Origin of the sequence: Paraburkholderia sp. 32 (assembly GCF_050435345.1) — a bacterium.
Taxonomy (GTDB): domain Bacteria; phylum Pseudomonadota; class Gammaproteobacteria; order Burkholderiales; family Burkholderiaceae; genus Paraburkholderia; species Paraburkholderia tuberum.
The window spans coordinates 1,451,066-1,473,240 of the sequence record NZ_JBNDKD010000002.1 but is presented as its reverse complement, the minus strand read 5'-3'; the positions used below and the strand labels follow the sequence as shown (position 1 = coordinate 1,473,240).

Genomic DNA, 22,175 nt, shown 5'->3' with positions numbered 1-22,175 from the left:
CGCTGTCAGCCCATTCAGTCCGCCGCTCAACCAACAACTTCCAATGAAAAGACTCATTCATTTTCTTATCCTGGTTTGCTTCGCGATACCCCATTTCGCGTTCGCCACCTGCATCCAGTTGAAGCCTTCGCAAATTTCCGAACTGCTGTCTCAAGGCTACATCGCGGGACAACCATTAGCGGTCAACATACCGTTCCGGGAAAGCTCGGTATCGATCGATCCGGCGTTACCGGTCGGCTCGGTGATCGCCACGGGCTTGTCGCCGGCGTACGCGACCTATGCGAACTTCGCGGACTGCACCGACGGGGGCACGGTATCAATACAGTATTCCAACGCAACGCCGTCCGTTGTATTGGGGGCTACCGTCTATAACACGAACGTCCCAGGCATCGGCTTTCGTTTGACCTATCTTCGTGCAACCGGCGTGAACTCGCCACTTCCGTTTACGCCGTCCTTTCCCGCGGGCGAACCCAATCAGGTTATGTATGGGCGCTTCGGCATTGGCTCGCAATTCGAGATCGAACTGGTCAAAACCGGCGACATCGCAAGCAACGTCAACGTGATACTCAACACCGTGGGAGCCGGCGTCGCCGAGGGTGACGGCAGTCGGGTCGTGACCATCACAGGCGGCAGCATCAACGTCAAGGTTCTTCCAAGTTGCTCGGTCAATACCAGCACACTGAACATCGATTTCGGCACGTTCGGCCCAAGCGATGTGTCGACCACAAGCGGGCCAACTCAGCCAGTCGACTTTACGGTGCTCTGCACCGGGCCCACGCCACCGGCTTCGATTACTGCCGTACTTTCCGGCACCCCCGATACAGAAGATAGCAGCCTGTTGAAGAACACCGGCGCGACGCATCTCGCGATTCGTTTGCGGGATGTTTCAACCAACACAATCTTCAGGCCCAACGATCCGACGAGCACCCTCGTCCACACACCGCAGGGCGCGATGCAATCGCCGTTTGCACTCGAGGCGACGGTGCTGCGCGTCGGAACAGCAACGCCGAGCGCAGGCAGGATCCAGGCAACCGCAACAGTCACGATGACCATTCTTTGAATCGACTATTCAACGACGAAGGTCCACCAGAATCAACGCGCATGACCCAGTTATCCGTCACACCGCCGCACTCGATCTTCGTGCAAATCGCGAGTTATCGCGACCCGCAGTTGATTCCCACCCTGCTGGATTTGATCCAGAAAGCTAGAAAACCTGATCTACTACGGATCATCGTCTGCTGGCAGCATGCGCACGACGAGACGATGATCCAATTCTGGCAGCAAAGCTTTGGCAATTGGCGAACCGAGCAGACCGACGGTTGGACCATCCAACATCTCAGTCATCGTGAAGCGAAAATCGAATTGATCGACGTGCCCCACATGATGACGCAGGGCGCATGCTGGGCTCGCAATCTGGTCCAACAGCGATACGGCGGCGAGCGCTACACGCTGCAACTCGATTCGCACCACCGCTTCGTCGACGCATGGGACACGCTCGCAATCGAGATGCTGGAGTCTTTACGCGATGAAAGTCCGAAACCCGTGCTGACCGCCTACCTTCCGATGTACGACCCCGAGAACGACGACGCTCGATCCAGCGAAGAGCCGAGCATATTGGCCTATGCAAGGTTTTCCAGGGAAGGGGTGGTCCTGTTTCGCTCGAAGACACTCTCCGACTGGAGAACGCGCATTCGCCCGGTCCGTTCGCGCTTCTTCAGCGCGCACTTCGCATTTGCCGACGGTCACTTTGCCCAGGCGGTCCAGCACGATCCTGACTATTTCTTTCACGGCGAGGAGATTTCGCTTGCCGTCCGTGCGTTCACCCACGGCTATGACCTGTACAGTCCGCACAGGCTGATCGGTTGGCACGAATATCTGCGCTCATACCGCGTCAAGATGTGGAACGACCACAATCACGAGGCCAAGGAACGGGGTGAAATCGACGAGCCCTGGCACGCGCGCAACGAGCGCTCGTTGCAGCGCAATCGTGCTCTGCTCGGTATCGACGGAGAAACGTTGGCTGACGTTGAGTTCGGCAAGTATGGACTCGGAGCGCAACGCACGCTCGCCGATTACGAGGCCTACGCGGGCATCGGCTTCAAGTGGCGCGGTGTCCAGCAGTCGGTATTGAATGATGTTCCACCAGTCGCGGGCACGCAACGTCCCGACGAAGCGACATGGAAAGCTTCTCTGCTACGCGCAAACGACGTCCGTGTGTGCGTGCATCAGAATGGATTCGACAGGCATCTGGTCACGCCCGGCGTCGAGCACGCGCTGCGGGCCGCGACGTCAGGCACCGTCGTGATTTACGGCAACGACGAGACGGTACTGCGCCGCGAGACTGTCGACGGCAGCGGTCTTTCCCGATACCGGAAAAACGGCTGGCTCGACTTCCATGTGATTTTCGAATCAGAACTTGGCCAGCTCCCAGCCTGCTACGTCGTGGAGTTGTTCGACGACGCCGGCAAGGTATTGAGCCGGGTCCGGTGCGCCATCGATGCATGACGCATCCGCGACCACGACGCACGGAAACGCCTCCGGCGTCGCGCGGCCGACAGGATTGCACCACGTCAGCGGATTCGGCGCGTAGCGATACGGACTGGCTCCGCCTTCGCCGTTGTGATCGGGGCTGATGTAGCGGCCCGCGTGAGGATCATAGAAACGCGCACCGTTGTAGTACAGCGTGGTTTCATCGTCCGCGTATTGGCCGGCATAACGAAGCGGCTGCGCAAACGCGTCGCTGCTTAGCCACTCCGGCGTCACGAGACTGCCCCACGCCCGGTAACGCCCGCGCCATGCCACCTGGCCGGTCTCATCCGTGAGCGCGACGGCCGTACCGGCGACGTCAGTGTGATAGTGATAGACCTGCGTGTTCTTGATCGCGCCATCATCGGTGAGGGTCTGGTCCACGCAAGCGAGCGGCGCGAAGCCGGTTGAGCGGTCGGGCTCGGGTTGATACAGGTACGTGCGCAGTTCCATCGCGCGCTGCTGCTGGATCAGTCTGTGTCCTTGCCACAAATAGCGCGTGACCTCGTCCTGTTCCGGCGTCGATGACTGCTGCGCACGCCGTGACGAAGCGGGTTCGACACGCCTGCCGATACGTCGACCGATCGCGTCGTACTGATAGCGCACGGTATAGCCCTTGCGATGCGCGGCAATGACGTGCCCCTCCGCATCCCAATCGAGCGATAGCGTATGGTTGCGGCCACGCCTACGCACCAATTGCCCCCACACATCATAGTCATAACGATGTCCGCGGCACTCCCGTAACCGGTGGTCGGGATACACGGCCGGGAACCAGCTGCCGCCAGGCGTATCGAGCAGATTGCCAGCGGCGTCCCACGTGAAATACTCGATGTCCCCCTTCTCCGACACCGAGCGCAACAGACAGCCACGCCGGTCGTAGTCGTACCACGTCTGACCGTCGGCCTCGGCGCCTGTCCTGACGATCACGTCAGCGAGACTGTAATCGGCTTCGCGCCACAATCCGGCGACAGGTTCTGTCGCGCAGCCCGGCGTATCCACGTCGCGCCCCGTCACCGAGCGCCACCACACCGGCAAGCCGAGCGGCGAATAGCCCGTATGCGTGCGCAAACGGCCTTGCGTGCGCGCAACCGGACGCCTCATCGCGTCATACCAGAAGCGCGCAATCTGTCGATCGTCCAGTTCGACGAACGCGACAGCGCCAGTTTCGAAGCGGCGCATACGCAACTCCTGTCCCTGTGGCAGTTGAATCGCGACAAGGCGGCCAACGACGTCGTACGTGTAGCGCAGTGTGCCGTTTGCGCCGTGCTCGGCAATCAGACGGTCACCGGCGTCGTGTTCGAAGCGGATCTCATCCGCTCCGATTCCGAGTAGCTCGCCTTCTCGTGTTGGCTCGCGGCTCACGCAGTCGAGCAATCCGCGCGGCCCGTAGCGATACATATAGCGGTTGTGCGCGGTCTCACGCCGGATCAGACGGCCCGCGCGGTCGTAGTCGAACGTTTCGCGACGCTGTTGCGCGCCCGCCTTCCACGTGAGACAACGGACCCGCCCGGTATCCGCATAGTCGAAGTTGCGTTCCACGCCATCTGCATCCGTGATCGACAGGCAACTGCTCGCATTCCACCGAAGCAACTGCACCGCGCCGTTCGCGCTTTCGATTCGAACCGGGCGCCCATGCGCATCGTATCGACGCACGATCACGTGCCCCTCTTCGTCGACCGCGCGTACGACATTGCCGCGCCGGTCTCGATACCAGTGCCGGCTTCGGTCACTCGGGCCGACGAACGACGTCCGCTGGCCAGCCGCATTCCACACATGACGCTCGGCCTGTCCGTCCGGACGCGTGATGGTCAACGGTCGGCCGAGCCCATCGCGCTCGATTCGCGTGACCGCGCCGAGCGCGTCGGTCACACTGACCACGTAACCATTGACGTCATACTCGTAGTCCGTCGTGCTTCCGCCAACTCCAGTGCGACGTGTCACCTGCCCCCACGCGTTATGCGCGAAGGTCGTGGCGACCCCCTGCGCATCCGTCGAGCACACGACATCGCCATCGTCACCATATTCGAAACGCGTGAATTCTCCAGACGGGGTTTGATAGTGCAACGGCTGCAAGCGATCGTTGCGTGCCCACATCCACACACGGCCATCGCTCAACGCGACTGACACCGGCTCGCGTGACGCAAACGCATACTGCGTCGAGCGGGTTGCGCCCTCGCGATCCGTCTCACACGCGACGCGTCCGAGCCCGTCGTATTCGACGTGAACCACCCGCTCGCCGGGCAGGTGCATGGTGAGCGGCGCGACGGCGTCGCCGTAGTCGAACCGGTAGCGCCGGTCGTCGAAGTCTGTGTGCGACAGCACGCGGCCCTGCTCGTCGTATTGCCAATGCGCCGTGTTGCCGAAGACGTCGCTGACCTCACTGGTCCGGCTATCGAAGTCGTAGGCGAAGCGCTCACGCGCGCCTTCTGACGTGACTCGTCGAATCACGCGCGCGGCGCCGCCGATCGTCTGCCACACATAGCGTGTCGCCATTCCGAGCGCGTCTGCTTCTTCGACGATCCGCCCATCGCGGTATGCAAAGCGACGCACGATTTCGCCGACCCGGTTGCGTACCTCGGCGAGTTCGCCGCGCTGGCTGTAGCCGTACTGGACCAGCGCGCCGGTGGGACCGCCGTCGACACACTCGACAGCGCTCAGACGCGCGCCCATCCGCGCTTCGTAGTGCATGCGCAGCTCGTGGCCGCAGGTTCCACGCATGCGCAGCAAGCGCCCGCCGGGATCCCAGATCAGGCCGATCCGCTGCTGACGAAGATCCTCGACGTATTTGAGCCGTGCGATTCCGTTCGCGTCGAAGTCGCCGAACACGCGGTAATGCGGCGTCAGATCCGCGACGACGAGGCGTCCGTCGCTCAGATGCGCGATGTGCAACTGCGCAGCCGACGCAATTACCTGCGACCCGCGCTCGGGAAACGGCACGCTGAGCGTGCTGCCGCATTCGTCGGTGTAGAGCAGTTGATCGTCGCGCTTGTGCAGCGTGACTTCCCAACTCGTGCGCCAACCGACGCCGAGCAGCCCGAGCGCGTGCTGCTCGCTCGAATAACAACGCGACCATACGAGCGGAAGACGGCCTCGCAGCCTGAAGTCGGTTTCGTCGGTAGGTAGGCAGACTTTGCTGCCGCTGATTACCTCGACCGAGCCGCACAGAATGCCCGACAGCGCACGACGCATCCGAAAGCGGTCGACGACGTCGCCGAGCCGCTCACAGCGATCGAGCAACGGTCCGACACTGGCGAGGGGCAATACGACGCCGGGCAAACCGACCAGCTCGCCGCCGATTCCCGCGAGTCCCGTCGTCACATGGCCCCCATCGTCATCATGAACCGATGCGCACGTCTGGCGAGCCAGCGGAACACGGCGCGCCACACGAAACCTTGCCGCCAACCAATGCCGCCGGCACGTTGTTGATCAACACCGTACCCGAACCCGCGACCACAGCTTGCGAGCACGGGTGCAGCGCGCAAACGGCAGAGCTCATACCGACGAGCGCCGCAGGCAATCGATTGATGAAGACCGTCGGGGAGCCCGAGACGATCGAACCGCCATGTCCGATCGCATCGCCTTTGCGAGCCGCTGGAAACATGATCGATTTTCTCCTCATGGAAACTGAACGTCCGTGCAGGGCGATGCGCGAAGGCATTCGCCGTCTGCACGGTATTGCGAAATACGCTGTTACGCGTCCGAGCCGGTTGCGGGCGGTGTTTCGATCGGCGGCGGCGGTTCCTCCGACGGCGGCGGCTCCTCCGACGGTGGCGGCTCCTCCGATGGCGGCGGTTCCTCCGAGGGCGGCGGCTCTTCCGAGGGCGGCGGCTCCTCCGACGGCGGCGGCTCCTCCGACGGTGCCGGCTCTTCCGATGGCGGCGGTTCCTCCGAGGGCGGCGGTTCTTCCGATGGTGCCGGCTCTTCCGACGGCGGCGGCTCCTCCGACGGTGCCGGCTCTTCCGATGGCGGCGGTTCCTCCGAGGGCGGCGGTTCTTCCGATGGTGCCGGCTCTTCCGAGGGCGGCGGCTCCTCCGACGGCGGCGGCTCCTCCGACGGCGGCGGCTCCTCCGACGGCGGCGGCTCCTCCGACGGTGCCGGCTCTTCCGATGGCGGCGGTTCCTCCGAGGGCGGCGGTTCTTCCGAGGGCGGCGGACATATCGTCGGAAGCGGACATATCGTCGGAAGCGGCTCGTCCGATGGAGGTGACGGAATAACTGGAACGTCCAGCGCATCGAGCACCACTACAGGAACTGGCACCGTCACTGAGCTGCCGCATTCCTTGTCACCGGGGTTAAGGTCCAGCGGCGTGCCTTGCACCACGACACGGGTGTCACCCTGGATGCGGATCGACTTACCGATGAGCTTGATCTCGCCATCCTTGTTCATGGTCAGCGAGGACTTGCCGCACACGATAGACAGCGCCTTCCCGGCCGACAGCGAATAGGCTCCGCCTACCGCGTGCGTCGACGCGCCACCAACCGTGACCGTACGTGCACCGCCCACCGTCAGAAGGGAGGCACCCCCAACCGCGGTCTCCTCCGCCCCGCCAATCGAGACAAAGTGTGCAAGACCCACGGAATAGAAGGCGACACCCTTCACCCTTACCGAGTACTTGCCGCCGACGATCGTGCTGGACGTCGCGCCGACGGTCATGCTGTGCGCCGCGGCCACGCCGATCGTGTAGTCGGCACCGACGACGTGTGACTCATTCAGCTTCGTCAGGCGGTTCATGTCCCGTTCCGCCTGCAAAGTGAATTCCTCGGCACCCGCCTTGTCCTCGAAGCGGATGCTGTTGTAGTTCTGCAGGCCCCCTTCCATCGACCGGCTCATGAAACCGCTCTGCGTCGCGTTGCCTGGCAAGTCATAGGGCGGACGCGTCGCCGCGTTGTACAGGCTCCCGGTGATCAGCGGACGATCCGGGTCGCCGTTCCAGAAGTCGACGATGACTTCCTGGCCGATGCGCGGAATGTAGATGCCACCGAAACCCTGACCGGCCCACGCCTGGCTCACACGGACCCAGCACGAGTCGGTTTCGACGTTTTGGCCGTAACGGTCCCAGACGAAGCGGACCTTCACGCGGCCGAATTCGTCGGTCCACAGTTCCTTGCCCTCGGGACCCACGACGACAGCCGACTGCGGCCCGTTGACGATCGGCTTCGAGGTCTCCCGCGGCAGTCTGAACACTTCGCTTGTCGGTTGCGCGTCGAACTTGTTGCTGCAGGTGTATTCGTAGCCGCTACCCGATTCGTCCGGCGTACCGGTCAGGTCGAGCTTCGTACCGATGACGAGGTATTCGCAGTTCGCGGTCGTATAGTCGTAGTTGGTCAACACGAACGTCTGCCCGCACGCGAGTCCCCGTACGTTACCTTCGCCTTGCGCTCGCGTACCCGGCGCGCGCAGTGCTTCCATGCGCGTACGCGCCAGCAGTTCACCGTGGCTGCTGTCGGTGTAGTCGCCCGGCCAGTCGTAGCGCTCGAGCAGGTTCCAACTGGTGTCGCGCGGTTGCTGATTGATCGCCCGCATGTCGGCGCGCGAACGCGTGAAGTCGAAGTCGCTCGTCACGTAGTGACCGGTGCACAAGACTTCGGCCGTCGAAAACGCGCTGATGTATTCGGTGTCGGTCTTGCCGCCCTGCGGTAGGAACGCCAGCGTCCGGTATGAGGGGTTCGGCGAGTGGCGGTGCGCGCCAATGTGATCGCACAGCACGAGCCGGTGCTTGCCGTCGGCATGCTCGAAAAACCAGTAGATGCCCCACTCTTCCATCAGGCGATGAATGAAGTCGTAATCGGTCTCGCCGTACTGGACCTGGAACGTGCGCGGTTCGTTGGTCGGACTCTCACCCTCGAGCGCATAGCGGCTCACGTCGAGGCGCTTTTCGACCGGGTACGGATAGTCCTTCAGAACCTCGTCGATGATCTCGATGACCGTCCTGTTCTGGAAAATCTTGTAGTCGGTCGTCAGCGTCGCCAGCCACAGCCACGGCTTCAGCACGACACGATAGACGTTGTAGCGGCCGTCCCGACGCAGGTATTGCGCGGCGACGACGAGTCCGGTGATTTCGCGCTGAGATGCTTCGGTGTCGGCGCTCGGCTGGAGGTCGATCGCGACGGTCATTTCCTTGCCTAGCAGCGCCTTCAGGTCGAGGTTGGCACTGACGGCAAGCGGTACCGTGTAATCGTCAGGCGTGCGCAACAGCAGTTCGTACTCAAACAGCTTGCCGAGATGCTCGTCGCCGTTCAATGACATGAACTCCAGCGCCGGCTGCGTCTGTCCGTCCGCGATCTGCCCCGGCCACCGCGGTATCGCCGCGCTGGATACGGTCACTGAGCGGCTTTGCACACTTATCGCGTTCAAGGGATTACTTGACATGCACTCCTCTAAATTCTCTATATCGAAAAGACGCTACAGTTCGTCGGCGAATGCGGAGCCTGACGACGCGTCCGCTCGCTTTCCCATCGCGTTTCCGCTACCGGGACAACGAAAATCGCGCAGCAACGCCGTGAGTTGCGGTCCTGACTGTCCGCCCGATGTCAGTTCGATGACCGCGTGCCGGTCGTCGAAATTGAAGTCCACCGCCGAGCGGCTCGACGACAACGTCGACGTCACGCGGCCCCGGTCGATCAGACGGAACAGCGCCCACGGACCTTCGGTCATGACGGTCGACGTGTCCGGACGCACGCGCGGATTCGCGGTGAGGCCGGCCATCGAACCGCCGCGCGGCCCCGGCCAGGTGATCGGGGACGTCGTGACCGGACCATGCGCATAGCGCAGGTTTTGCCCGTCGACGTCGATGAGCAGATCGGTAATCTCGGGGTCCAGCGACACGACCTTGAGGCCCGCGTTCCACGACATCCGGGTCGCGCCGGGATCGCGGAAAAATGTCTGACGGATCGCCGCGGCGCGCTCGAACGGTTCGAGGCCCGGTCCCTGCATGGGCGGCATGCCGGGGCTGACCGGCTTATAGCGCCATGGCCGCATGCTCGTATCGACGCGGCTGGCGAGCGTCTTGTGGAAAAAGTCGTCGAGCAGGCCGCCGGCCGCGAACACGCGATTGAAATCGTCGATGTCGACTTCCTGGGCGCTCGCGGCAAACGGATATTTGCCTTCGACAGCACGTCGGCATTGCGCGCCAACGCTCGATTCGACCTGCATCGTGAGCAAGGAGCCGACATTGCGGTCCACCTTGCGCATCGACTGCGACGCGAGGCCCACGAGCACGGCCCGAAACGGCGGCGGAAGCTTCTGCGCCTCGAGCTGCAGCGTGGAGCCGAGGTCGTCCGTGGGCGGCATGCTGTTGGTGGCGAGCACGTCGCCGGCCGTCATCAATCGCGTGTACTGCTCGTTGATCAGCCCGATGACGCCGCCCAGCTGCAGCACGCCGCTGCCGCCGGGCAGCGCGCTCCCGCTATCGGCCTGGCCGGTCACGACTTCGCGCAGCGCGGCAAAGCGTCTGTCGACCAGTTCACGTTCCATCTTCTGTTGCGCGAGCTGACCGATCGTGGCGGTTGCGGCCACGGCGCTCGCCGCGCGCGCCGCCTGCGAGCGACGCATGATCACGTTCATGGCACTACCGGCGGCCGACGGCTCGTCCGCGCCATCCACGATCGACAGCGACGTCTCGCGCGCGGCCGTTCGCGCGAGTCTCGCCAGCGGCGAATCCGGCGCAGCCAGCGTACGGAGCGTCTGCAGATCGGGCGCCAGGGTGCCTTCGCTGCCGGACACCGGTCTCACGTCGTCGAGAAACTGGCTCCAGTAATTGCCATAGTCGGTCAGGTATTGGCGACGGATATCGTCGGCGAGCCTGTCCTTGCGCGATGCGTTGCCGTTTGCCATCCGCCGCCACCGCGCCGATGCATCGGCCTCGCCCATCACCCAGGCGTCCTGTTTTCGCGCCTGCTCGAGAAAATCAGGGAGGCGCTTGTTAAAAACGGCGTGATAGCCGTCGTAGGTATAGAGACCGGGGATACCTCGCGCGAGCGTCGAACCGCCGGCCAGCATGAACACGGTAGTGGCCTGCGGACCCGCGGCGCTCAGCAGCGTGACGTTCTCGGGCGCCTCGGGAGCCATGGCGTTCATCGCACGTTCGTAGAGCCGTCCGGACGCCGGATTGCGGCCAAGGAACTCGCGCGCGCGGCGCACGAGCTGCGCATTCACCGGTCTTGCCGGCACCGTGGGCACCCCTTCCACGATCAGCGCATCGAGGTGACGCGCCATCACGTTGCGCTCGCCGAGCGATGCGACGCTGTTGGCGTGTTCCCAGTCGCCGAGCACCCATGCCTTGACTGCTTTCGCGTCGTAGTGCGAGCCATCGAACAGCATCAGGTAGACCATCAGCGTGCGATAAACGCCGTCCGCGTCCTGTACGCCGATTTGCGTATCGAGCACCGTTTCGAGCCGGCCGACGACTTGCGGCAGCAGCATCTGTTTCAGCAGATTGTTGTAAGTCTCGCCGGCGGCGACGCGGATGGCGGGCGCCGTGTAGAGCCCGTAGTGCCATGCGACACCGGGACTGTCGAGGTCCATGCCGTCGAACTGAGGCAGGTCACGCGACGCTGACAGAAGCGTCCCCATCGTCCCGGGCTGCGGCGCCTTCCGTTGCGACAAGACCCGCGCGGCGAGCGCATTGGCCTTGCCATCGATCGCGGCGAGATACTCGCGGTTGTTGCCGAAGCTCACGACGAGCGCACCAATCAGCCACACCGCCACGACGATCGCGAGCAGATGTCCGATAAGACGCAACGCGCGGAAGCGGACTTCCCAGTACAGGTTCGGCCGCACCAGATGCGCTTCGGCCAGGATCACGCGCTGAAACAGATTGCGCAAGAAATAGCCGCGATAGCCGGTAGGCGTCGCGTCGCCGGACGACGGCGAGACCGTATTCGGCGCGGCACCAAATAAACCCGCGAGCCCGCGACGCAGCCGCTGCAAGAGCGTGGAGCTGTCGGCGGACACGGCCTCGTGAGTTTGCGCCGCGCTCGTGAAATAGACGCCGCGCAGCGTGCTGTTCAACTGCGTGTCGTCGTATTTCGAATCGAGAAACACCAGCGCGAGCAGTTCATTGAGTTCCGCGCACAGGCTACGAAATTCTGACGGCAGCGCATAAAGTTTCTTGCGCAGATCGACCTCGTACACCTCTTGCAGCCTCGTGTTGACGCCGTCTTCGAGTCCCTGCTCCAGCTCACGCATTTCGGCCGCGCAGTTCAGGCGCAGTGTGTCGCGGCCGTGTTGTTCCGCCGCTTCCTGATAAGGCAGTGTGAAGCCGAAAATCTGCGCGCGGCTTTCCGCCGTCAACGACTGGAAATACTCCCCGAAGCCGGGCAGCAGATCGAGCTTCGTGACGAGCACGTAGACGGGGAATCGAATCCCCAACTGCTGGCGCAACTCGCCGAGCCGAGCGCGCATCGACGCGGCGAGCGCCTTTCGTTCGGGCGCTGGGTGCGTCAACAACTCTTCGATTGAAACGACCAGCAACGCACCGTTGATCGGCGCGCGCGGGCGCCGCTTGCGAAGCAGCCCCAGAAGGCCGCGCCACTCGGCCTCGTTCACGCTCTTCAGGTCTTCCGGATCGACGTCAACCTTCGCGGCGTCTTGCGACGCTGCGTCCTGAACCGTATAGCGGCCAGCGGTGTCGATCAGCACCGCTTCGTTCGCGAACCACCAGTCGCAGTTCGCCGTTTCGACGCGGCTTCTCAGCGACGCCGCGACCATCTGATCCGCCTCCGGAAAATCCAGACCCGAGTTCAGGATCAACGTCGTCTTGCCGGCGCCTGGCGAGCCCACCACCATGTACCACGGAAGTTCGTACAGGTAGCGTTGGCTTTCGAGCAGACGACGCAGCCCTGCCGGTCCGCCGCGCATGCGTTTGAGCTTGTCGATGGCCTTCGCGACGACCGCGTGAAGCGCGCGGATTTCGTCTCGTGCGACAGGGGTCGCGGCCGACTTCTTCGTGAACGGGTTCAGAACGCGCTGCAGCAGCACGTCATCGCTGCGCACTGCCCGCCACAGACGATACAGCCCATAGATCGCGTAGCAGGCAAGCAGCACCGAGATCAGCAGCACGCGGGACCATGTGGTGCCGAGTGGATGCGTTTGGCCGAACGCGAGTATCGGTCCGAAATACCAGAGCGCGAGACACAGCAACGCGACGCCGATGACGCCAGGCGACCAGCCGAGCAGCCAGAACAGCAGCAGCAATAACAGCACGACGATCGACAGCGTGCGCGAGAGCACGCTCTCGAGTGGGCGGTAGTCGCCAAACGCAATCAGAGGTCCCACGAACCAGACGGCCACAGCCGTCACGAGGATCGCGGCGAGCACCAGCGTCTGGCGCGTGAGCACAAGTTTCGATAAGCGGTTCAAATAAGACATCAAGGCTTTCCCGTTAATGCGTGACGAAGACTTCCACGCGTCGATTGCGGGAACGACTTTCCGCTGTACTGTTGTCCGCGACAGGTTGTGTATCGCCCTTGCCGACAGCCTCGATGCGATTGCCGGGCATGCCGTGCGCCTTCAATACGTCGGCGACGAACGCGGCGCGCTTTTCCGATAGCACCAGGTTGTCAGGAAATTCCGCCGTATGAATCGGCTGGTTGTCGGTGTGCCCGGTCACCGTGACATTGCCGCCGACCCGGACGACCTCCTGCGCGACCTTGGTCAACACCGGATCCAGTTCCGGTCGAATGCGGCTTTGCCCCGGCAGGAACACGTAGTCGCCACGGAACACGACCCGGCTGCTGCTCGCGGTCTCTTCGACGGAGACCTGGCCGCGAGCGATCTCGTCTTTCAGCAAAATCGACAGGCGCAAGCGCTCGTGAACGACCGGGGCCGCGACCTTGATCGGCTCTCCGATCGCGAGAATCTTCGCTTCCAGCGCATTGCTTTGCGCCAGAAGCCGATACTTGTACCAGGCGAACAGCGAGAACACACATAGCGCAGCGACGCCCGCCGTCGCCCAGACCGGCACGCTTTTCAGCAGCCGCATCCTGCCCGGCTCCTCGCCGCGCCAGTGCGGCGACAGTTCGAGCCGCATCGTGTCCCGCGTGCCGCTGATAAGCGTCAGCATTCGCTGCCGGATCTGCTCCAGATGACGTGGACCGTCCGCGGCAACGCTGTAGCGTCCTTCGAATCCAAGGCTGAGAATGCGATACAACACCTCGAGGACGTCGATGTACTCCTGGGGATCCGTTGCCATGCGGCCGATCAGCAGGAAGAACTTCTCGCCGCCGTCCACTTCTCCTTCGAACTTGAGCAGCAGCCCCCCCGCGGCCCAAATTCCGCCGTTCCCCCAACGCGTGCGGTTGGCGGCTTCGTCGAGCGCGGTGCACAGCGCGTAACGGACAGCCGCCACGTGCTTCCACGGCAAACTCGCTTTGTCGCAGACCTTCTGGAATGCGGCGACCTCACGCACCAGCAGCGAGCGCAAGCTCGCGACCGCAGCCAACGAATCGAGCGAAGCCGGCACGTCCGCCAGCATGCGCAACAAAGGCTGCGCGGCTTCGCACAACGGATTGCGCGCAGCCTTCATGCGCTCCAGACGCGTCTGCACTTGTTCCGGCGGATCGAACGCGGCCGCATCGACCACCGGTTCCTGATTGGCGACACCCGCGGTTGTGGGACGCCCAGCGGGACTGGCAGACGGCTGGCTCTGGCCAGAAGCAGAGTTGTCGGGGTTCAACAGAAACTCGAACGCGTCGTCCCCGTATGCACCGGTACTCATTTTTGACGCACGCCCCACAGCTCAAGCTTGAGTTCCGGGAAGTGCCCGGCGACATGCATGGCAAGCCCTCCGTGCCGCGCAATCTGTTCCCAGAACGGTCCGGTACGCGACAGTTCGAAATAGATAAAGCCCGAGTTGAACGGAATCTGGCGCGGAGGAACCGGCAGCGCCGCTACTGCCAGACCCGGCAGGTGCGAACGGATCAATTCCGGCAAGCGCTGCGGATGACTGATCTTCGTTTGGGCAAGAAACTGCTGCTGCAGCAATTCGGAAGGCATCTGCGCGCCCACGGCGAGCACGAGGCTCGAATAGCCGGCCAATTCGTTCGGCAGCATGGCGGCCGTACGGATGCCATGCGCCTGCTCCGTAAGCGGAATGGGCTGCGCACCACGAATCAACACCTGGTTCAACAGATAGTGAACCTCCTCGACGAGGGGCCTGATACTGCGGTAGAGCTGCGCATGGTCATAGCCCGGCGCCGCCCGCGGACGCCGCGTTTGCGGACGCACGAAGGTCGAAAGCTCGCCCGCGAAAAGCGCGAGCTCGCGATACAGGGTCACCGGCGCGGTCTCCTCGAGTTGGCAAATATGCTCCAGCAGCGGCTCATAGCGATTGAGCACCTGGAGCAGCAGATAGTCGGCCACTTCGGCCGCCGCGCCCGTACGGCCATCAGCACCTGACAGACGGGCGGCGAGCGCGTCGGCGCGTAGTCGCGCGAGGCCGTGCAGCTGCATCGCCCATTCGCGCAGCAGTGGATTCGCGCCGTAACCGGTCACGGGCGGAATGTGGTCGGCGCTGTGCAGCGACACGGCGCCGTCGGCGTGCAGCGCCTTCACGCGCGTCAGCGCAAGCCCGATCCACGACTGCGTCAGCTCTTTCTCGGGCAACAGCCGCAAGCGCAGATTCGAGAGTTGGACGGGCTTCGGACCCTGGCCGATCGCGTTGCTGTCGCGCAGTTCCGCGTCGTACGCATGGTAACGGGCCAGCGATCCGCTCTGCTCGGTGAAGGCGGTTTCCTCGGTGTTAGGCAAGCGAAGCGGGACCGCCAGGTAAATCACCTGCTCCTGATGTTCCGGTCCGATCGTCAGTGGGGGCGGGGGCAGCGTCAGGCCAGGCACCTCGAACGGTGTGCCGTCTGGAAATACGCCGAGCCCGCTCTTGAACACCAGCTTGCCGAACGCGAGCGATTCCTGATCGATTTCATAACGGCTGAAGCCCCAGAAAAACGGACTCAGCGGCGCGCTCCGGCGATGCGCGAACGACTCGAAATACCGCTCCTGCTGCTGAAACAATTGCGGGCGCAGGAAGAGTCCTTCGCTCCAAACAACTTTGCTATACCAACTCATCGAAATTAGTCTGACTTTGAAATCGAAACAGTGCGCCGATCGAGCTGGATCGTCAGCTTCTGTTCCTTGTCTGGAAGAGCCATCCTGTACCATGCGGCGTCGGGCGCGATTGGCAACCGGTAAACCGCGCGCCAGACCGATTTCCCGAGATCCCGGTAGCCGGCCAGCACGCCAATTGCGGTAGTGGCGGGGTTCGACTTCCGGACGATCTCGCGTGTATCGCCGGGACGCAGAATAAATTCGTCAACGACCAGCACGTCGTCGCCAAGGATTTTTTTGTCGTCGCTTTGCAGCGTGAAAAAGTCGCCGGTTTGAAACGCCGTCGGCGACTTCAGTTCGTAGACCCGCACGAGGATCGGCGCCGCCGTTCCCCACTCGTTCGGATTGACGTTCTCGTTTGCCGCGATCTGAAGCCGGAGGGTCGTTCGCTCCTTGACAACGGGAGCCGACGCGGTAGCGCACCCGGACAGCCATGCGCTCGCCCCGCTTAGGGCTAGCCAGCCTCCGATACGCAGCCATATCGCGAAGCGGGAAAAAAAGATCGAAACCATCTGACGGTATCAAGGTGATCTCGCACATCGCCCTGAATGAACCAGGATGCCTGCATCCAGCCGGGCATCCCGGTTAACAACCTTGACACGGCGTCCCGGACAAAAGGGTCGTCGTGCCAAGATTCAGGAAAATGTGCGATTTAGGCTGTGTTCTTCTTGATATCGAAGGTCGCCGTGATCGCACCACCGCTACCGCCTTGTGCGTTCTGCACCACATATTCCTGCTTCAGGCGAGCAAAGGACAGACGCACCGTTTCGCACGGACGCGATTCACTGTCGCTGACGCCGGACGGATGCACCGAGGTAACCAGCACGTCGTTCATCGTGAATTTGATGTATTCGAGCGGATTACCGCCAGCCTTGCGCACGACGAGTTTGGCTTCGTCGATGTGCTTACCGGTCAGGCAGTATTGCGTCAGGTTGGGCGTTGCACGATCGATGAAATGCTCAAACGTGAAGTCGTCGACCGTAGCTCGGCCAGCGCCACCACCGGAACCAACGTGCATATTCGATTGCTGCGTAACGCCCCACGCCCAGCTCAGAACATCGATTTCGTCCTTGTGGTTAGCGTCTGCCGACTCACCATCGATCCCGTTAATCTTGAGAAAGATGTCTTGCGCCATAAAAATACTCCTTGATACCGATTAGTTTTAAAGATGCTCAATGAAAGTCAGGCATATTTAGTGAGCGCCTGTCCGTCGCTCAATCACCGAATGAACGGTAGACGTCAGGTCAGGCTGCATCCTTCACGAGCGGCAGCTTCGCGACGAGACGCAAAGAAACCGTCAGACCTTCAAGTTGGAAATGCGGACGCAGGAAGAACTTCGCCTGGTAATATCCCGGGTTCCCCTCGACGTCCTCGACGACCACTTCGGCCGCGGCCAGCGGTCGACGTGCCTTGGTTTCCTGCGACGAATTCGCGGGATCGGCGTCAACGTAGTTCATGACCCATTCGTTGAGCCATTGCTGCATTTCGTCCCGCTCCTTGAATGCGCCGATCTTGTCGCGCACGATGCACTTCAGGTAATGCGCAAAGCGCGAGCACGCGAACAGATACGGAAGACGTGCCGATAGATTCGCGTTCGCAGTTGCGTCGGGATCGTGGTACTCGATCGGCTTCTGCAACGATTGCGCGCCGATGAACGCCGCGTAGTCAGTGTTCTTGCGGTGAATGAGCGGTATGAAACCACTCTTCGACAATTCCGCTTCGCGGCGGTCGGAGATCGCAATTTCCGTTGGGCACTTCATGTCGATGCCACCGTCATCCGTCGGGAACGTGTGACACGGCAGGTTTTCAACTACCCCACCGCTTTCTACGCCGCGAATCAGCGTGCACCAACCGTAGTTCTTGAACGAACGGTTGATGTTCACCGCCATTGCGTAGGCCGCGTTCGACCATACATAGCGTTGATGATCCGCGCCGGCGGTCGCCTCTTCGAAATTGAATTCGTCGACCGGATTCGTCTTGACGCCATACGGCAGACGTGCAAGGAAACGCGGCATTGCAAGGCCGATGTAGCGCGCGTCTTCCGAACTACGCAGCGAGTTCCAAGGTGCGTACTCGAGGTTTTGCGTAAAAATCTTCGTCAGGTCGCGCGGGTGTTGGCGAGTTCCTGCCACGAGTCCATCTGCAGCACGGACGGTGCCGCGCCCGTAATGAACGGCGCATGCGACGCTGCCGCCACCTTTGCAATCGAGCCCAGTAGGTCGACATCGGCCGGCGTGTGATCGAAGTAGTAGTCAGCGACGAGACAGCCGTACGGCTCGCCACCCAACTGCCCGTACTCTTCCTCGTAAATTTGCTTGAAGAACGGACTCTGGTCCCACGCAATCCCTTTATAGCGCTTCATCGTGCGACGCAGGTCGTCCTTCGACACATCCATAAAGCGGATCTTCAGCTTCTCATCCGTTTCCGTGTTCGCGACGAGGTGATGAAGCCCCCGCCATGCGCTCTCAAGACTCTGAAAATCTTCATGGTGGAGAATCAGGTTGATCTGTTCGGATAATTTGCGATCGATCTCCCCAATAATTGACTCTATGTTTTTGTACGCGTCGTCGGACACCGTTGCCGATGTAAGCAGTGCTTGTTGAGCGAGCGTCCGGACAGCCCCCTCGACAGCCTCGCGCGCGCGCTCCGTTTTGGGCTTGAATTCGCGCGATAGGAGTGCATTGAAATCGGACTGACTGGTCACGCTCGCCGTTGCCTTGGCGCGCATGTTCGCTTGAAGTTCGGCCATCATTTCCCCATTGTTTCAGGCTGTGCTTTCGTGCGGAAAGCAAAAATCATTCGTTGGTCACCGGTTCGCCGGTGGATGCCGCTTCCGGCTTTGGCGCCTTTGCGAGCGCTTCGAGTAACGCTGGGTCTCTCAACACCTTGCTGACCAGGTTTTCCGCGCCACTTTTGCCATCCATATACGTTTGCAGATTGGCCAGTTGCGTACGCGCCTCGAGTAGCTGCGCAAGCGCGTCAACCTTCTTCGCGACGGCTGCGGGCGAGAAGTCGTCCATGCTTTCGAACGTGATATCGACCATCAGATGACCTTCGTTCGTCAGCGTGTTGGGCACCGCGAACGCGACACGCGGTTTCATGGCCTTCATTCGCTCATCGAAGTTCTCGATGTCGATATCGAAGAACTTACGATCGCCGACGGCGGGCAACGGTTCGAGCGGCTTGCCCGACAAGTCGGCGAGGACGCCCATCACGAACGGGAGTTCGACTCTCTTTTCCGAACCGTAAATTTCGACGTCGTATTCAATCTGGACGCGGGGGGCACGATTACGTGCGATGAATTTTTGAGAACTGGTAGAAGCCGACATAGTGCTCTGAGGTTGTTCGCTCAAATAAAAGAAGGAGCGGCGACACCGCTCGCTTTCGTATGAAATCCGCAAGCTGATGATGTTATGTCTCGGAGCAGCGCGGCGATATGGGCGGTTGCCCAAAAGTCTGTCCCGTTCGCAAAAGCGAGGCCGGGTTGGCGTGCGCGAACGCAGGTTCCCAGAGGGCTAACCGCGACGAGTACTTTCAGTGCGTGCCTGAATCGGGAACAACGGTGATTTCGACACGACGATTCATCTCGCGCCCCTGACTAGTTTCGTTGCCGGCGATCGGCCGGGTATCGCCATACCCATGAATTGCGAAACGTGTGACGGGCAACGTAGCCGTGTTGACGAACCAATCGCGGATGGCCCGCGCGCGTGCCTCGGAGAGCTTTTGATTCGCGACGCTGGCACCCACGTTGTCAGTATGACCCGCGATGAGAATTCGCTTGTCGGAATTCGCGCGAATCAGATCGAGAACCGTGTGGAGCCTTGGCTCTGCACCTGACTTGAGCGTCGTCTTGCCGCTGTCGAATAACAAGAGGCTGTCGATCGTCACAGCAAGGGGCGGGGAATGCGCGGCGATCGTCGGGGAATGCGATGTCGCGGTCACGCGTCCAAGCGCGACTTGCAACTGCTTGCCCCGATACAGTCCCCAGCCGAGCCCGGTCGGCACACCGTTGCTCGCATAGCGAGCCAGCTCGGCGGATTGTCTGCGCAACGATTCGAATCGCTCATGCTTCGCATCCGCGCGGGCTGTGGGTATATGCGTGTAAACCTCGAGATCGTCGGCGACTCGCGTGACCAACCTGCTGTTCGACCATGCGGAGACACCAATCGACACCATCAGGACGACCGCCGACGCAGCCAACGCGTGCAAGCTTCCGGAATACGACCGGGCCCACTCGCTCTTCGAAACCCGGAATCTGTCGTTCCGCGCGATGTTCGTAAGTAAAGGCAGAGACAGCGGCTTCGGTTGAGCCTCCGGCCTCGTCAGCAGCGGCCGCAGCGCGGTCTTGCCGGTGAGCCATCGCGTCCATGCGCCTGGACGCATCGGCGGGTGTCCGATGTCGGCCAACAGCAAGCCGCGCAGCGAGAACGGCGCGGTGTTCGCGAGCGATGAAAGTATCGATAGCAGCGCCTCATCTTCTAGCCAGTCGAACACTGCATGCCCCAGACCGGCACGCGACGCACGTTCCGGGTGGGCGACAGCGAGCCAGGCCTGATCCAGCTGTTGCCTGAGCGCTTGCACATGTTGCCGCGCGGTTGCGGTCGCGGGTTGCATCGTCGAGATATTCATGGCATCGCCGAACCAGACCGGTTCCACTGCGTGGTCGCCATTCGAGCCGAGGTACGCGTAGATCGCGATATAGCAGGGTAATACGAACGCCCGGGGACCGATGCAAGCGTCGATTTGATGCTTCCAGCGGGAAAATTCGCGGCGAATCACAGCATCGTCGCACTCACCGTCGGGAACAACGGGCATCAACACGGCATCCGGCGGACGTTGATGCGACTCCATCACCGTGGCCAACACGCTGGACAACTGCTGCGGGGACCGGACACGCAACCACAGCGCATCACCGTTACGTCGCACTGTGGATGTCTGGCCATCGTGTGCAAACAACGCGCCGGCATGCGGCCCGACGACGAGAACGATCGATAACTGACGCACGTTCCCGAGCTGAAAATCCTGATCCTCGTGGGTCGGATGCGATCGCCCGTAAGCTGGCAAAACGGCGGCGCCCACCCCCGTCAACAGAACAAGACTGAGCACAACGGGCCACGATGGTTGGAGAGCAAGCGGCAAACATAGCCATATCAGTCCAACTACGGAGACAGCGATCCAGATCAGCGCCGCCCGGTAGCTGTTTCCGGAAATCATTGCGAACGCTCCGTCTGCATAGGACTACTCTGCGGCGACGACGTTTGAGGTAGACCGCGTGTCGCAACGTCCAGACTGAGGTCCATCGCCGTCCATAGTGACGCGATGGCAACCGCACCAGCAATCACCCCGCCGGCGGTTCTGCGTGAATGTGAGATGCGTGACACGTCCGACGGCCGAAGCGAATTGGTCAGTGGCATGGCGTTATCCGGTGCGTCGGGTATGGAGAACGCCGCCTTATGACGCAGATGCCCGTTCAACGCCGATTTCGCACGCTCCAGATATGCGTTGGCGTTTTCGCGTCCGCCGTCGAAGCCCAGCCCCAGCAACATGGTGTAGAACTCAAGTCCGGCGGGGTCCGGATCGCCGCCGTCCACCACCGCCTCGATCCGGTGCCATACCCATGCGGCGCCATCGCGCACGCCATGAAAACGCATCTGCAGCGGCTCACGCAACCATTCCTCGCGCTGCCTGGACGGCAATGCATGCAACGTCAGTTCATCTAGCAGAACACATTGTGCGAGGCTGACTTCCCGGATGTCCGTTGCCGGAAAAGTTCGATCCAGCATTTGCTGCTGTAGCGTCTCGACCAACGTACTGCAACGCGCGCGCCAAAAAGGAACAGCCGGCAGCTCCGCGCCGTCGGACAGCAGTGCTGCATGCAACGCAGTCGCTCGCATGAGCGCGACTGTTGAGTCAAACATAATAAGAAACGTATTCGCGCCGGCACCCTCAGGGCATTTCGACGACATAGGTGACGAATGTATTGACGGTGCCAGCCGTGGCCCGACCGGTTGCGTAGTAGCTGGCAATGAACTTCACCGGCGTTGGATCCGTGGACGTGATCGGAACGACTCTCATCGTAGACCGGTCGCCGACCTTGATCCGCGATCCGTCCTCATTGGCCAGCATGACCTGTACATTCGTTGCCGACGCCGCCCCGCTCGCATTCTGCAGGTCCAGATTCCCGGTGTTGGGATCGGTCGACGAACCGCTCTCGAAATACACGCGCGCCCCCGTTACACCGCTTGGACATTGGATCGTGATGGTAAAGAACTTTGAGCCGCGATCGATAACTCCGGCCGTCGGCAGCGATTGCGTCGAAAGCGTCGGCAACGTGACCGTCATGTCGGGCGAACTCACCAGCGCACACGTCGTCGCGTTATAGGTGCCACTAAAATTGAGCGTGACCGAAGGCGAGCCTTGCGCATGTACGCAAACCGATCCCAACAGCGCACCTGCGATCAATCCGGAAATTAGTCCGGCAATCCGAAAGTATCTACAAATATTTTTCATTTTCTGACCTCTACTGTCGGCGGAATCATCTAAGCCGC

14 protein-coding genes and 1 pseudogene are annotated in these 22,175 nt (G+C 61.8%); 2 read left to right on the top strand and 13 right to left on the bottom strand.

Features of this window, described 5'->3' with window-relative positions; all coding sequences use genetic code 11:
- The first annotated feature begins 43 nt into the window (after positions 1–43).
- Both OKW26_RS22050 and OKW26_RS22045 read left to right on the top strand, forming a co-directional pair.
- On the top strand, positions 44–1,060 hold the full coding sequence (locus OKW26_RS22050; protein WP_429355165.1) for a fimbrial protein: 1,017 nt from the start codon (positions 44–46) through the stop codon (positions 1,058–1,060).
- A 41-nt stretch (positions 1,061–1,101) separates the two neighbouring features.
- Positions 1,102–2,505, top strand: a complete 1,404-nt coding sequence (locus OKW26_RS22045; RefSeq protein WP_429355164.1) for a GlcNAc-transferase family protein — start codon at positions 1,102–1,104, stop codon at positions 2,503–2,505.
- Here OKW26_RS22045 and OKW26_RS22040 read toward each other — a convergent pair.
- The 13 genes and pseudogenes from OKW26_RS22040 to OKW26_RS21980 form a co-directional block, all read right to left on the bottom strand.
- Positions 2,410–5,844, bottom strand: a complete 3,435-nt coding sequence (locus tag OKW26_RS22040; protein WP_429355163.1) for an RHS repeat-associated core domain-containing protein — start codon at positions 5,842–5,844, stop codon at positions 2,410–2,412. The two genes, OKW26_RS22045 and OKW26_RS22040, sit on opposite strands and share 96 nt — an antisense overlap.
- A gap of 16 nt (positions 5,845–5,860) precedes the next feature.
- The gene (locus OKW26_RS22035) at positions 5,861–6,127 is read right to left on the bottom strand and encodes a PAAR domain-containing protein (RefSeq protein WP_090810707.1); all 267 of its coding nucleotides are present in this window, start codon (positions 6,125–6,127) and stop codon (positions 5,861–5,863) included.
- 89 nt (positions 6,128–6,216) lie between these two features.
- Positions 6,217–8,895, bottom strand: a complete 2,679-nt coding sequence (locus OKW26_RS22030) for a type VI secretion system Vgr family protein (protein ID WP_429355162.1) — start codon at positions 8,893–8,895, stop codon at positions 6,217–6,219.
- Positions 8,896–8,928: 33 nt separating this feature from the next.
- Positions 8,929–12,894 (bottom strand): type VI secretion system membrane subunit TssM, encoded by a 3,966-nt coding sequence (gene tssM / locus OKW26_RS22025; RefSeq protein WP_429355161.1) that lies wholly within the window; start codon positions 12,892–12,894, stop codon positions 8,929–8,931.
- A 13-nt stretch (positions 12,895–12,907) separates the two neighbouring features.
- Complete coding sequence (gene tssL / locus OKW26_RS22020; protein WP_429355160.1) at positions 12,908–14,242, bottom strand: type VI secretion system protein TssL, long form; 1,335 nt, start codon at positions 14,240–14,242, stop codon at positions 12,908–12,910.
- Positions 14,239–15,588, bottom strand: a complete 1,350-nt coding sequence (tssK, locus tag OKW26_RS22015) for a type VI secretion system baseplate subunit TssK (protein ID WP_184023673.1) — start codon at positions 15,586–15,588, stop codon at positions 14,239–14,241. Before tssK ends, tssL begins: the two co-directional genes overlap by 4 nt.
- A 5-nt stretch (positions 15,589–15,593) precedes the next feature.
- On the bottom strand, positions 15,594–16,139 hold the full coding sequence (tssJ, locus tag OKW26_RS22010) for a type VI secretion system lipoprotein TssJ (RefSeq protein WP_429355159.1): 546 nt from the start codon (positions 16,137–16,139) through the stop codon (positions 15,594–15,596).
- Between the two features lie 140 nt (positions 16,140–16,279).
- Positions 16,280–16,762: an Hcp family type VI secretion system effector gene (locus OKW26_RS22005; RefSeq protein WP_184023663.1), complete on the bottom strand. Its 483-nt coding sequence runs from the start codon at positions 16,760–16,762 to the stop codon at positions 16,280–16,282.
- A 109-nt stretch (positions 16,763–16,871) separates the two neighbouring features.
- Positions 16,872–18,355: pseudogene (tssC, locus tag OKW26_RS22000) on the bottom strand (type VI secretion system contractile sheath large subunit).
- A 67-nt stretch (positions 18,356–18,422) separates the two neighbouring features.
- Positions 18,423–18,956 carry a type VI secretion system contractile sheath small subunit gene (tssB, locus tag OKW26_RS21995; protein ID WP_184045111.1) on the bottom strand — a complete coding sequence of 178 codons (534 nt, stop codon included), beginning with the start codon at positions 18,954–18,956 and terminating at the stop codon, positions 18,423–18,425.
- 205 nt (positions 18,957–19,161) lie between these two features.
- Positions 19,162–20,841: an OmpA family protein gene (locus tag OKW26_RS21990; protein WP_429355158.1), complete on the bottom strand. Its 1,680-nt coding sequence runs from the start codon at positions 20,839–20,841 to the stop codon at positions 19,162–19,164.
- Complete coding sequence (locus OKW26_RS21985) at positions 20,838–21,521, bottom strand: DotU family type IV/VI secretion system protein (protein ID WP_429355157.1); 684 nt, start codon at positions 21,519–21,521, stop codon at positions 20,838–20,840. Before OKW26_RS21985 ends, OKW26_RS21990 begins: the two co-directional genes overlap by 4 nt.
- A gap of 52 nt (positions 21,522–21,573) precedes the next feature.
- Positions 21,574–22,137: a fimbrial protein gene (locus OKW26_RS21980; protein ID WP_184061770.1), complete on the bottom strand. Its 564-nt coding sequence runs from the start codon at positions 22,135–22,137 to the stop codon at positions 21,574–21,576.
- Positions 22,138–22,175 lie beyond the last annotated feature (38 nt).

What these genes read in the sequence shown, in the direction of transcription:
- OKW26_RS21990 (WP_429355158.1), bottom strand. Translation starts at nt 20,841, where the DNA reads ATGATTTCCGGAAACAGCTACCGGGCGGCGCTGATCTGGATCGCTGTC.
- tssK (WP_184023673.1), bottom strand. Translation starts at nt 15,588, where the DNA reads ATGAGTTGGTATAGCAAAGTTGTTTGGAGCGAAGGACTCTTCCTGCGC.
- OKW26_RS21985 (WP_429355157.1), bottom strand. Translation starts at nt 21,521, where the DNA reads ATGCGAGCGACTGCGTTGCATGCAGCACTGCTGTCCGACGGCGCGGAG.
- tssB (WP_184045111.1), bottom strand. Translation starts at nt 18,956, where the DNA reads ATGTCGGCTTCTACCAGTTCTCAAAAATTCATCGCACGTAATCGTGCC.
- tssL (WP_429355160.1), bottom strand. Translation starts at nt 14,242, where the DNA reads ATGAGTACCGGTGCATACGGGGACGACGCGTTCGAGTTTCTGTTGAAC.
- OKW26_RS22005 (WP_184023663.1), bottom strand. Translation starts at nt 16,762, where the DNA reads ATGGCGCAAGACATCTTTCTCAAGATTAACGGGATCGATGGTGAGTCG.
- OKW26_RS22045 (WP_429355164.1), top strand. Translation starts at nt 1,102, where the DNA reads ATGACCCAGTTATCCGTCACACCGCCGCACTCGATCTTCGTGCAAATC.
- OKW26_RS22030 (WP_429355162.1), bottom strand. Translation starts at nt 8,895, where the DNA reads ATGTCAAGTAATCCCTTGAACGCGATAAGTGTGCAAAGCCGCTCAGTG.
- tssM (WP_429355161.1), bottom strand. Translation starts at nt 12,894, where the DNA reads ATGTCTTATTTGAACCGCTTATCGAAACTTGTGCTCACGCGCCAGACG.
- OKW26_RS22035 (WP_090810707.1), bottom strand. Translation starts at nt 6,127, where the DNA reads ATGTTTCCAGCGGCTCGCAAAGGCGATGCGATCGGACATGGCGGTTCG.
- OKW26_RS22050 (WP_429355165.1), top strand. Translation starts at nt 44, where the DNA reads ATGAAAAGACTCATTCATTTTCTTATCCTGGTTTGCTTCGCGATACCC.
- OKW26_RS21980 (WP_184061770.1), bottom strand. Translation starts at nt 22,137, where the DNA reads ATGAAAAATATTTGTAGATACTTTCGGATTGCCGGACTAATTTCCGGA.
- tssJ (WP_429355159.1), bottom strand. Translation starts at nt 16,139, where the DNA reads ATGGTTTCGATCTTTTTTTCCCGCTTCGCGATATGGCTGCGTATCGGA.